The organism is Chryseobacterium oryctis, assembly GCF_025971925.1.
Taxonomy (GTDB): Bacteria; Bacteroidota; Bacteroidia; order Flavobacteriales; family Weeksellaceae; genus Chryseobacterium; species Chryseobacterium oryctis.
Genome location: NZ_JAPDHV010000005.1, coordinates 143,890 through 156,531 on the forward strand (window position 1 = coordinate 143,890; position 12,642 = coordinate 156,531).

The window sequence follows — 12,642 nt, forward strand, 5'->3', positions numbered from 1 at the left end:
ACACTTAAAGCATCTTTTTTGCAGCTCTCAAACCTTGATAAAATGCTTCTTCAAATATTGAAATTCCTGATAAATCAGAATGAGCAAAGAAAATTTTATTTTCAACCGGCATCCTCACATTTTCTGTTTCAAAACCAAAAATCTGATTCGGAACTGGAGCAATCATCGCATGACCAATTTTATGAAACTGTATTTCTACAATAAAATCTTCAATCAGAGGATGTGCCTTTTTCAAATCCTCCAAAACTAGAGTTTTAAGCTCGCTTTCTTTCAAAGCATACAATTTCTTTCTTGCCTTTTTACAGTCACTGGTAGAAAAACTTCTGTAATACGTAATGACTTTTTCGCCTAAAACCTGTGCCAAACTCTGATGTTGATCATAAATATACCCCAAACCATCCGAACCGTAAATAACATTATCCCAAGCTAATTCTTCATCACCTCCAAACTCATTCTTCAGAGTAATAGTCGTTAAAAGCCATGGTACATAATTAAAATTTTCTGCCCTCCTACTTCCGAAAATACGTTGATTTACAAACTGAGGTGTAGCAAACAACACCTTTTCTGCAATGATTTTCTTTGTCTTTTTCTGAACATTGTCATAACATAAAACCTCAACATTGTTTTCATCAGGAACAACATCAAAAACCAAATGTTCAGTTAAACTTTTTCCTTTTATATATTTTGAAAAATGCTTTGCTAATCTTGCATTTCCTTCCGGCCATGTAAAAACCTGATCCTTATATTTTTTACTCCAATTGTTCTTTCTACCTGCAAAATAATGGATTCCTGCCCAAGCTGAAACATAATCTACTCCCAACCCATAATCATCTCTACAAGAATAATCTAAAAGCCAAAGCAATTCTTCTGATTTAAAACTTTCTTTAGAAAGAAAACTTTTGAATGTCATCTTCTCCAACTGAATAAAATCAGGTTCCTCTAGGCTTGAATCTTCCACAGGAATTGCAAAAAAATAGTTTCCTTTAGAATCTTTCTTTTCACGAAACTCATCCATTCTTTTAAAAAAACGAATAAACTCATCTTGTGTTTCTTTAGAAATTCTTTTTTGTGGAACAATATCATTTTGCCAAGAATTTTTGTAGAAAAGTCTTTCCTGTTGAGGAAAACTCATTTGATATTCATCCAAAATCGGTTCTCCATCTTCATCATCACCCTGATAAATTCCGCATTCTCTTAAAAACTCTATAATTTCAGTATTTTCTTTGTTAGGTAAAGGTAAATAGTGCGCTCCTAAAGGAAATTTCGAAAACTTATTTTGTCCGTTGGATGAGTTTCCTCCCAAATGATTCTCCATTTCCAACAAAAGATAATCATTCTCATTATTCTGACTAAAAAATCTGCATGCGGAAAGCCCTGAAATTCCTCCACCCACTATCAAATATTTAGTATAAATTTCTTCGCTGGGTTTAGGAAAATCTTTTGCCCAAAGTTTATGCCCAAGAATATGATTTGTTCCGGTAATTTTAAGTAATAACGACTTCCCTTTCTTACTGCAATATTGCAAAAAAGGAAGCATTAAACTACCTAAAAATATAGTTTTGATAAAATCTTTTCTATTGTATTTTCCCCCACTCTTCATCAAAATAACGCACTAAAATTTGATTATCCAGCCTATTAACTTCTATATCTTTCGTTTTCATATCTTTAGAAAAATAGGAAAGTTGTGAAAAATTATAATCATAGTATTTCAAATTCGGAATTTTTCTGTAAACCCTGTTGTTAATAGGTTCAAAGGAAGCCATTGAAAAACCCCATTCCCCAAAAGACGGAACATAGGTGTGATATGCTGAAGTAAAAGGGAAAATCTGATTGATTGTTTTCTCAATACACCAGAAAGATTTTGGAGCAAAATAGGGAGATGTTGTTTGTACAACAATTTTTGTATCTAATGTTGTCAATCTTTCTAATTCTTTGTAAAACTGAACTGAATATAGCTTTCCTAAGCTATAATTAGACGGATCCGGAAAATCTATAATAATAACATCAAATTTCTCTTTATTTTCTTTTACCCAAATATAAGCGTCTTTATTAACAATTTTCAACTTACTATTTGATAAAGCGTTATAGTTCAATTGACGCATTGTTTCGTTGGTTTTAAAAAAATTCGTCATTTCTCCATCCAAATCCACCAAAGTAACGTTCTTTACTTCATTATATTTTAAAACCTCACGAGCGGCAAAACCATCTCCTCCTCCCAAAATCAAAACATTATCTACTTTCTTTGCCATTGACATTGCAGGATGAACCAATGCTTCATGATAGCGATATTCGTCTGTAGAAGAAAACTGCAAATTATTATTCAAATATAATCTGAATTCATGATCATTCCTTGTCAGTACAATTCTCTGATAAGGCGAGCTTTTAGTGTAGACTACATTTTCTCCGTACAATTTTTCTTCCGAAAATGATAAAATTTTATCTGAAAAAACGAAAAGTGCAATCAACAAAACAAACGCTCCAATTGATTTCACTTTTAGTGATATTGGTTTTGACAATTCTTTTTTAAGATAAAAACACAAAAATATTGCAATAGAAATATTAATCAAACCAAAAAACAAAGGTGTTTTTACAATCCCAAGTTTCGGAATCAAAACCAAAGGAAAAAGAATTGATGCCAATAATGCTCCAATATAATCGAATGCAAAAACATTGGAAACTAAATCTTTAAATTTAACTCGGTCTTTCAATATGTTCATTAAAAGGGGAATCTCAACCCCGACCAAACATCCCGTGAAGAAGACAAAAAGATATAATACGCTTTCAAAATGTGCCAACGTATTAAATAAAATAAACAGCACAACAGAGCTTATTCCGCCAACGATTCCTACGAGAACTTCAATCTCTATAAACTTATCAATAAGATTACCTTTAATAAATTTCGCAAAATATGAACCTACTCCCATCGAAAAGAGATATACCCCAATAATGAAAGAAAACTGTTTCACAGAATCTCCCAAAAGATAACTCGCCAATGCACCTGCAACCAATTCGTAAATCAATCCGCAGGTTGCGATAACAAATACCGAGAAAAGTAATAATAGCTCAAGAGGAATCCTCTTCTTATCCATGAATTGCGGCGCTTATAATAATAGAAATCCCAATAATAAATGCTCCGAAAATAATAGCAAGAGCTACATTTTTGTTCTGAGCAATCTCATGCCACGTTTTTTCAGGAGTAATTTTTTCAATAATCAAATAACAAACTAATAAAATAGCTATTCCTAAAAATGAATAAAGAATTGAATTGAATATCGGTAATAAATTAATATTGTCCATAGTTTAAAATTTTTATTTGTGATAATATCTGTAAAATCCTCTTCCCGAAGAGTGACTTCTTGTAGTTCCGTCACGATATGTTTCTGTTTTTTCACAATCACAAACCTGATTTCCTTCATAGGTAAGATATACAAACCAACTTAAAAACAGACCTCCTAGTAAACAAAGAAGCCAGTTTTCTCTAATATAATTTAAAATATTTGTCAGCATTATGATACAGAATAAGGTGAGTTAGAACTATTTTTCCATTTATTGACATTAAAATAATATCTTCCTGCATAAATTGCAATAAAGGTAACAACCATTAAGAATAAAATAATCCCGAAGTTCCAAAATGAAACAGGAAGCCAAGTTGCCTTTATTTTCACATATTTGTTATAAGAATCGGGGCTTGATGAAAGATTGTTTGCTTCGGTATTTATCAAAGAATCTATTTTGGAAGTTCCGAAAGATTCTCTCACAAGATTTCCTAAAACTGAAGAATCTTTTTCTAATGTTTTCCCATCCATAAAGGTAGTAAGCTGTCCTGTAGAATTATCAATGACATTCACAAGCCCTGCATTGTCTCTTGAAATAGATACTTTTGCATCTGGAGCCTGAAGGTTCGTTAATGGAATATAAACCCCTTCTTTTTCGGCTGAAATAACAAAATGATATTTCCCAGAGCTTACTCCACAAAGATTAAACTCTTCCGTGGTACTTCCTTCCGACCAACTCTCTCCGTCTTCATATCCATGATACTGCTCTATATCCTTTGAGGCATAAACAACTTCATTGGTACTCTCATTTACAAGGCTAAGCTGAATATTTGCCCAAGAATTATCAACTCCTGAAAAAGCATATATTTTTAATGGAGCCGAACCTCCTGAAAGGGTGAAACTATTGCTTACCAGTTCCTTATTTTTTACATCTTCAAAATTTATTTCTTGTTCGAAAACCGTAAGATTGGTTCTTGAAGTATAGACATACAATTGAAATACACATATCAAAAGTGCAACAATAGAAAAAATATTAATTGTCTGTGTAATATTAAAATAATAAGGCTGTACAATTCCTATCCCTGAATACCCAGGTAAACCAGATAGCTTGAAAGCTCTTTTGATTTTATATTTTGAAATATGTTTTCCAAAAAAGTACTGAACATTATTTTTTGATTTTTCTTCAGAAATCATTTGAGTTCCGTTCACGTATTCTTTGTAAGTGGCAACTCCAAAATCCAATTTATCTTCAAAAAAACCTTTTGCTGCATGAATACTGCATTGCGTTGTTTCATACCTTCGGTAGTTTACAGAATTAAACTCTACATATATTGTATTCCACGATTTTCTTTTTACATCACTTTTGTTAATAGAATTCAGTAAAACCCAATGTCCATCACTTTCACTTAAAAAAGCGTCTTCTCCTTTATTGTTTTTCAAATAATATTCCCTCCAAAAAATACTAGTTCCATACTTGCGGATAACAATCCCAATAACTGTATATTCTACTCCGTCTACTACTCCTTTTTGCCCAACATCCAAAACAACATTTTCTGTTGGAACTTTCAGATGCTTTGTCTGTTTGTTCTTTTCTACATCAATAAGACGAGAGCAGCTTTTACAAACATACTCTTCGATATCGAATGTAAGATCTAATTTATTTTCTGAATTACATGCAGGGCAGATATGATGCATTTTTATCTGTAAATTTTGTGTTTTTGAATGGTTTTAGCTTTAAAATACTGAATAACCTCATCAGCAATTTGTTCTACTTTTGAAGTATTATCCTGAGTATAGTTACAAAGAAAAACATCAAAAGTAAGTTGTTTAAACTCCGGCCAAGTGTGAATACAAAGATGGGATTCTTTAAGACAAACCGCCGAAGTGAAACTCTGATTTTCAAAAATGTGATTGGTAACTCCTACAATTTCTACATTTTTGGTTTCTAAAATATTTTTAACAAATGTGAGAAAACCCTCACTATTTAATAACAAATCTTCTGACTCCGTTTCCAAAGTCAGAAGAATATGTAAACCCTTACTGGTTGATGATTCCAACTGATTTTATATTTTGCGTAAATATAAATTATTTTTTTGGTAAGAACACCTCTGCCAACATACAACGTGCACTACCTCCGCCATTTACTTCAATGGTATTTAAATCTGAATAGATGATTTCACAGTATTTTTTTATAGCAGAAACCTGATTTTCTTGTAAAGACTGATAAGCAGTTTGGCTCATCACCAAAAATTTTTCACCTTCTTTATTTTGAACCTGAAGCATATTTCCTGCGAATTGTTGCATTTGCTCTTCTGAAATTTCGATAATTTCTTTCCCGGAATTTTTTATTGTTTCAACAACCTTGCTTCTTTCCAGCTCATCATCAATACAATCTAAACAAATAACAACAAATTTATCTGCCACACACATCATTACATTGGTATGATAAATAGGCAATCTTTCTTCCCCTACTGTCTGAAAGGAATGAAAAACAACAGGCTGAAACCCGTATTTTTCACAAAAATCTCTGAATAATTTTTCATCAAGCCTTAAAGAAACCGAACCATAAGCAATTTTATTATCATGGTCGAAAATCATACTTCCGGTTCCTTCCAAAAAGTGCCCCTGAATTTCAGAAAAAGACCAATCATCGATTTCAGCAACTTCAAACCCTTGATTTTTAATAGTTTCAATAATATCGTCTCTTCTCTCTACTCTTCTGTTTGATGCAAACATTGGATATAAAACCACTTTTCCGTCTCTATGAAAACTCACCCAATTGTTCGGGAAAATAGAATCCGGGGTATGAGGTTCTAATGTATCTTTTATTGTAATCACATTTATACCCTTACTTCTCAGCTTTTCAACAAAAATATTGAATTCAGCCAAAGCTTTAGATTGAATATCCGCTCCTTTTTGTTCGACCTGAAAGTAGTTATTCTCCGCCGTTTCTGCGTTGTAACCGAATGCTATCGGTTCTATCATTAATACTGTATCTGTTGTCTGCATTGTTTTGATTTAAAATTTAAGAAAGTTGATTTATTCTCTAACTAAAGGCATCGTTGAACATCTCAACAAGCCTCCCATTTTGGAAATTTCACGATATGGTATTTCTTCTACTATCATTCCCCATTCGTTTCTAAGATGATTATTCATTCTTGTAAATGCTTTATCTGAAACCACAATTTCCGGAGAAATTGAAAAAATATTCGGGTTCATTTCAAACATTTCTTCAGAAGTTACATGAAAACAGTTTTCTTCACCGAAAATATCAATGATTAAACGATAATCGCTTTCATCTACAAATCCATCTTTATAAATAATACATTTGTCTTTCCCTACCGGATTGAACGTACAATCTAAATGCAAAATCCCTTCATAAGGAATTTTATCATTTTTCTTTAATTCTAAATCAATGATTCTCTTTTTAGGAAAATATTCTTTTAAGATCTCGATAGCATATTCGTTTGTCCTTGCTGTTTTATAACTTCTGTAGTCTTCACTAAAACAAGTACCTATGAATAGAAAATCATCCCAAACAATCACATCTCCACCTTCAATATGGGCTGTTTCTGGAAGATTAATGATTTTTCGCCATTCTACTTTTTCAAAAATCTTTTTGTAAGCGCCTTGTTCATCTGCTCTGTCAGCAATTACATTAGAGATAATCATTTTATCATCTATTACAAAAGCTACATCTCTTGCAAAAACCTGATTATAATCCTTAATAATATTTGGTCGAAGAACTTCTACATCATATTTTTTCAACACTTCCTCAAAAGCATTCATTTCATTGATAATGTCTTCTTCTTTGGGATAAATATCGTTCTGAATAGAATAATAAGATTTGGCATCATAGCTTTCTTCTAATGTAGGAACACTTCCCATAGAATTCGGCTGACCCAAAACTACCGATTTTAATCTCCCTGTTTCGTTTTTAATGTTTAGTTTCATAAAGATTCATGCAATACTACAAATATAAGTAAAGGTCTGTATGTGGGAAACTTTTAAGGCTGTTTTAGGGTAAAAGCAGTGTATAATTCTATAAAATTCAAAATACACAGTTTTTACTTTAAAACTACTATTTATTATCAAATTTTATAACTGGAAAACCCCGTTTTTAAAGATATTTTTAACATAACAATTATCCACAATTAATTTATATTAAAATTAATATCAACATTTGAAAATAAATTCATAAATTAGTGATATATTTATTACAAATATTAAAACTTTATTGTTAACTAATCAAATCACAAAATCATGAACAAGAACAACTCAGTGCTAAAAAACGCACAAAAATTAGGTAGAGAAGAACAAAAAGCCATCAAAGGAGGCATCGGAAATGCAAACAGAAGATGCTGTGAATGGGATGAAGCAGGTAACTGCTATATCTGGACTTGCGACAGATGCCAATGCCCTTAATAGAAAAATAAAACCCAACAAAATAGTGCGGGTTACGTTTTATCAGTTTAGTTTTTAAAATAAAATCCCAAAGTTTGCTTTGGGATTTTATTGTACATAATAAGTTTCTGTTATCTGTTTAAGATATCAACATAGTCTCTTTTTTGAGCTCCTTGATATACTTGTCTTGGTCTACCGATTGGGTCTCCTTTCAATCTCATTTCTTTCCATTGAGAAATCCATCCCGGAAGTCTTCCTAATGCAAACATTACTGTAAACATTTCTGTAGGAATCCCTAATGCTCTGTAGATAATTCCTGAATAGAAATCTACGTTTGGATATAGTTTTCTTTCTACGAAGTATTCATCTTCAAGAGCTACTTTTTCTAATTGCATTGCAATATCAAGAGCTTTATCATGAATTCCTAATGCATTAAGAATATCATCAGCCGCTTTTTTGATAATTTTCGCTCTTGGGTCGAAGTTTTTGTAAACTCTGTGTCCGAATCCCATCAAACGGAAGCTATCATTCTTATCTTTAGCTTTTGCTACCCACTTGTTAACATCTCCTCCATCTTTTTCAATTAATTCAAGCATTTCGATAACAGCTTGGTTTGCTCCACCGTGAAGTGGACCCCAAAGTGCAGAAACCCCTGCAGAAATAGATGCAAAAAGACCTGTATGAGCAGAACCTACCATTCTTACTGTAGAAGTAGAACAGTTTTGCTCGTGATCAGCGTGAAGAATTAATAATTTATCTAATGCCTGAACAACAACCGGATCAATTTCGAATTCCTGATTTGGCATTCTGAATGTCATTTTGTAGAAGTTTTCTACATAGTTTAGACTATTATCTCCGTGGTTAAGAGGCAATCCCTGAGTTTTTCTATATGTCCAAGCACAAAGATGAGCAAATTTTGCAATCATCAACTCAGCAGCATGATCCATTTCTTCTTTAGAGTTCACATTAACAGCTTTTGGATTGAAAGCCGTTAAAGCAGAAGTTAATGAAGACAAAACTCCCATTGGGTGAGCAGAACGAGGGAAAGCATCGATGATTTTTTTCATCTCCTCTGCTACGAAATTGTAATTTTTAATATTTTGAGTAAAACTACTGAACTGATCTTTATTTGGTAATTCACCATGTAATAAAAGATACATTACTTCTGTGAAGTTAGACTTTTCAGCAATTTGCTCAATAGGATAACCTCTGTAAAATAATTCTCCTTTATCTCCATCTAAGTAAGTGATGTCGCTAAGTGTAGCTCCTGTATTTTTATAACCTAAATCTAGAGTAATTAAACCTGTTTGGTCTCTTAGTTTTGAAATATCGATCCCTCTGTCCCCGATAGTACTGTCTACGATTGGATATTCATAAGAATTACCATCGTAATTCAATATAACTTTGTTGTCTGACATTATAATATTTTATTTAATTTTAATTTTCTCTAAAAATATGCATTTTAAAGAAAAAGCACAACTATTTTTAGTTATGCTTTGCATTTATAATTTCAATCGAATTATCTTTTAATTTTAAAAGCTTCTAGTCCCGGGAAAATTGCTGTTTCACCTAAAGCTTCTTCGATTCTTAATAATTGATTGTATTTTGCCATTCTATCAGATCTTGAAGCAGAACCTGTTTTGATTTGTCCACAATTCATAGCTACTGCTAAATCAGCAATTGTAGAATCTTCAGTTTCACCAGATCTGTGAGACATTACTGAAGTGAATTTGTTGTGCTGAGCCATTTGTACCGCAGCCATTGTTTCAGAAAGAGAACCAATTTGGTTTACTTTTACAAGAATTGAATTAGCAATTCCCTCCTGTACTCCTCTTGACAATCTTTCTACATTTGTTACGAATAAATCATCACCAACCAACTGTACTCTGTCTCCAATTTTATCTGTAAGCATTTTCCAACCTTCCCAGTCATTTTCCTGCATACCATCTTCGATCGAGATAATTGGATATTTCTGAGTTAATTCAGCCAAGTAAGAAACTTGTTCTTCTCTTGTTCTGTGAGCCGCATTCTGACCTTCGAATTTTCTATAATCATAAGTTCCGTCAACATAAAACTCTGATGAAGCGCAGTCTAATGCCAACATAATATCATCTCCTGGTTTGTAACCTGCTTTTTCAATAGCCTGAAGTAATGTATCTAAAGCATCTTCCGTTCCTGCAAAAGTAGGAGCAAAACCACCTTCATCACCTACCGCTGTAGAAAGACCTCTTCCTTTAAGAATTGATTTAAGGTTATGGAAAATTTCAGTTCCTTTCCTCAAAGCATGTGAGAAAGAATCTGCTTTTACAGGCATAATCATAAATTCCTGAAACGCAATAGGTGCATCTGAGTGAGATCCACCGTTGATAACATTCATCATAGGAACAGGAAGTGTGTTTGCATTTACACCACCAATATATTTATACAAAGGCATTTTCAGTTCAGTTGCTGCAGCTCTTGCAGCAGCTAAAGAAACACCAAGAATAGCATTCGCACCAAGATTTCCTTTATTTTTTGTACCATCAAGGTCAATCATGATTTGATCAATAAAATTTTGATCATACACAGGAAGACCAACTAATTCCGGAGCTATAATTTCTCTTACATTTTCAACAGCTTTCAAAACACCTTTTCCTAAATATTCTGAACCTCCATCACGTAATTCTACCGCTTCATGTTCACCTGTTGATGCTCCAGAAGGTACTGCAGCACGTCCCATTGCACCGTTTTCTGTAAATACGTCTACTTCAATTGTAGGATTACCTCTAGAATCCAAAATCTGTCTAGCTTCAATGTAAGAAATATAACTCATTATTTTATTTTTTTAATTATACAAATTTAACCAATTTAAAGAAAGAAATATAAGATGTATGCATTAATTTTCATAACATTTACTAATCTCATCATGTAACCAAATTAAACATTGATCAAACGTTTTAAAGTTTTCATGTTCTGCAACCAGATTCGGAATAATTTCAATTTTCCTAATAAGATAATCCGGTTGTTTTTGTAAACCTACAACAAGAACACATTTACCTTTATTTTCTAAGTCTATAATAATATCTTCTAAGGTATACAATCCACTTTGATCTACGTAAGGAACTTTATCCATTCTTAAAATAATATACTCTGCTTCTTCCGGAATATGAGTATACAACTGCTGCAAATCATTAGTATAACCAAAAAACAGAGGCCCTTCCAGACGTTTTACGAAAACTTTTTTAGAAATATCCTCAGAAATTTCTTTCTCGTCCTCCCAAGGTAGCTCTTGTGTGATATCCAAGGGGGTAACCGTAGAACGTTTAGTATTAATATCTCCCATCTTTTTCATAAAGATTAAAGCAGAAATTACCAATCCTACTCCTACAGCAATGACTAAATCCACAAAAACAGTGAGCAACATTACTACAATCATAACAACTACATCCCAAATCGGCATTTTTTTTATCGCTTTCAATCCTCGGTAATCAAAAATACCAATACCTACTGTAATCAATACCCCCGCAAGAACACCAGCAGGAATTTTAGATGCTATCGGAGCAAAGAAAATTAAAATTACTAATAACAGTAATGAAGCAAAAATACCAGACAATCTTGTTACCCCGCCAGAGTTCATATTCACTAAAGTACGAATCGTTGCAGACGATCCTGGTATACCTCCAAATAATGCTGCCATACTATTTCCGATACCTTGTGAAACCAATTCTTGACTACTATTGTGCTGTGTTTTTTCTTTCGTGTCTACAATCACAGATGTTAATAATGAGTCTATAGAGCCCAACATCGCCAAAGAAACAGCTGCCATTAAAAACGGTTTGATAGCATCAAAACTAAAACCTGAGAAAATTTCGAGATGCATAGTCGGGAAGCCAATAGGGATTTCCTGTATTTTTAATAAATCAAACTCTCCATAAATTGCAATTGTAGACATGATAACTAATGCAATCAATGTTGCAGGAATTGAAGATGCAATCTTCTTTAAGCCATCAAAAAATTTGATTCTGCTTGGTAACCACCTCAGAACATACTTAAAACCATATATTACAATTACCGTACTTACAACAAAAGTAAATTCCAGCCAATTGATGTTTTTCAAACCTCTGTTAATATTTTTAATAATACCAGCTGGTGTTTTGACCTGCATTTTAGAAACAGCTTCTGCTTCCGCTACAATTTCGTCTTTAGATATTTTTTTTATTTCAGCAATATTTTTCTCTATAACTGCGACTTCATCTAAACCAATGGTCTTATCTTTTTTTATGCTCTGAAATTGTTTTGCTATCAAATTAGATTCTGCAACGATACGGTTTTTCTCTACCAGTTCTTGATCTTTATCTGCCACATACCCCATTAGAGGAAAAATCTGTCCCATTAAAATGATTATGGCAATACCATTCATAAATCCTGATATTACCGGATAAGGAATATATTTAATGTACTTTCCTACACCTATAATCCCCAATAATACCTGAAAAACTCCTGCAAGGAAAAATACCATTAATATGGAAGGCATTGCTGTAGCAATATCACCATTAAAACTTTGAATAATCTGGGAAACCACCACAACACTTACCGCCGTCATAGGAGCTGTTGGCCCACTAATCTGCTGTTGTGTAGAACAAAATAATGATGCAAAAAATCCGATAGCTATTGCTCCGAATAAACCAGCTGCAGCTCCTAATCCCGATTGCTCACCAAATGCCATTGCTAATGGCAATGCTACAATCCCCGCAGTAATTCCTCCAAAAAAATCACCTTTAATGTGCTTGAATGTAATGTAATCTTTAAACATATTATAGATAAATTTTATTTTAAGACCTAAATTTATTAATAAAATCTATAAAAAACAAATAAATTATAGATTCTATTAATAATTTAAGCATGAGTTTAATCACGTTTGTATGTATGCAAAAATCTCCTATGAAAAAATCATAGGAGAACAAATTATAAGAATATAAAATGA

Annotated in this window: 12 protein-coding genes; 1 reads left to right on the plus strand and 11 read right to left on the minus strand. The window is 32.7% G+C overall.

Going from position 1 to position 12,642, the window contains the following annotated elements:
• Positions 1 to 4 precede the first annotated feature (4 nt).
• From OH806_RS12285 to OH806_RS12320, 8 genes are read right to left on the minus strand one after another with little or no spacing between them, the layout of a single operon-like run.
• A complete protein-coding gene (locus tag OH806_RS12285; RefSeq protein WP_264744078.1) occupies positions 5 to 1,600 on the minus strand; it encodes an NAD(P)/FAD-dependent oxidoreductase in 1,596 nt (531 codons plus the stop codon).
• On the minus strand, positions 1,575 to 3,089 hold the full coding sequence (locus OH806_RS12290) for a polyamine aminopropyltransferase (protein WP_264743984.1): 1,515 nt from the start codon (positions 3,087 to 3,089) through the stop codon (positions 1,575 to 1,577). Before OH806_RS12290 ends, OH806_RS12285 begins: the two co-directional genes overlap by 26 nt.
• Positions 3,082 to 3,297 carry a DUF350 domain-containing protein gene (locus tag OH806_RS12295; RefSeq protein WP_264743985.1) on the minus strand — a complete coding sequence of 72 codons (216 nt, stop codon included), beginning with the start codon at positions 3,295 to 3,297 and terminating at the stop codon, positions 3,082 to 3,084. The genes OH806_RS12290 and OH806_RS12295 overlap by 8 nt, the downstream gene beginning before the upstream one ends.
• 12 nt (positions 3,298 to 3,309) lie before the next feature.
• Entirely contained in the window at positions 3,310 to 3,507 is a 198-nt protein-coding gene (locus OH806_RS12300) for a hypothetical protein (RefSeq protein ID WP_264743986.1), read from the minus strand.
• Positions 3,507 to 4,970, minus strand: coding sequence for a DUF4178 domain-containing protein (locus OH806_RS12305; protein ID WP_264743987.1), 1,464 nt, complete (start codon positions 4,968 to 4,970; stop codon positions 3,507 to 3,509). Before OH806_RS12305 ends, OH806_RS12300 begins: the two co-directional genes overlap by 1 nt.
• 2 nt (positions 4,971 to 4,972) lie before the next feature.
• A complete protein-coding gene (locus OH806_RS12310; RefSeq protein WP_264743988.1) occupies positions 4,973 to 5,332 on the minus strand; it encodes an S-adenosylmethionine decarboxylase family protein in 360 nt (119 codons plus the stop codon).
• A gap of 28 nt (positions 5,333 to 5,360) precedes the next feature.
• A complete protein-coding gene (gene ctlX, locus OH806_RS12315) occupies positions 5,361 to 6,284 on the minus strand; it encodes a citrulline utilization hydrolase CtlX (protein ID WP_264743989.1) in 924 nt (307 codons plus the stop codon).
• Positions 6,285 to 6,314: 30 nt separating this feature from the next.
• The gene (locus tag OH806_RS12320) at positions 6,315 to 7,229 is read right to left on the minus strand and encodes a dimethylarginine dimethylaminohydrolase family protein (RefSeq protein WP_264743990.1); all 915 of its coding nucleotides are present in this window, start codon (positions 7,227 to 7,229) and stop codon (positions 6,315 to 6,317) included.
• A 309-nt stretch (positions 7,230 to 7,538) separates the two neighbouring features.
• Here OH806_RS12320 and OH806_RS12325 point away from each other — a divergent pair, with 309 nt between their 5' ends.
• Positions 7,539 to 7,700, plus strand: a complete 162-nt coding sequence (locus tag OH806_RS12325; protein WP_264743991.1) for a hypothetical protein — start codon at positions 7,539 to 7,541, stop codon at positions 7,698 to 7,700.
• Positions 7,701 to 7,810: 110 nt separating this feature from the next.
• Here OH806_RS12325 and OH806_RS12330 read toward each other — a convergent pair whose 3' ends face one another.
• The 3 genes from OH806_RS12330 to OH806_RS12340 all read right to left on the minus strand — a co-directional run bounded on the left by OH806_RS12330 (position 7,811) and on the right by OH806_RS12340 (position 12,471).
• On the minus strand, positions 7,811 to 9,097 hold the full coding sequence (locus tag OH806_RS12330; protein WP_264743992.1) for a citrate synthase: 1,287 nt from the start codon (positions 9,095 to 9,097) through the stop codon (positions 7,811 to 7,813).
• A 101-nt stretch (positions 9,098 to 9,198) separates the two neighbouring features.
• On the minus strand, positions 9,199 to 10,491 hold the full coding sequence (gene eno, locus OH806_RS12335) for a phosphopyruvate hydratase (protein ID WP_264743993.1): 1,293 nt from the start codon (positions 10,489 to 10,491) through the stop codon (positions 9,199 to 9,201).
• A 63-nt stretch (positions 10,492 to 10,554) separates the two neighbouring features.
• Positions 10,555 to 12,471: a SulP family inorganic anion transporter gene (locus OH806_RS12340; RefSeq protein WP_264743994.1), complete on the minus strand. Its 1,917-nt coding sequence runs from the start codon at positions 12,469 to 12,471 to the stop codon at positions 10,555 to 10,557.
• Positions 12,472 to 12,642: the final 171 nt, after the last annotated feature.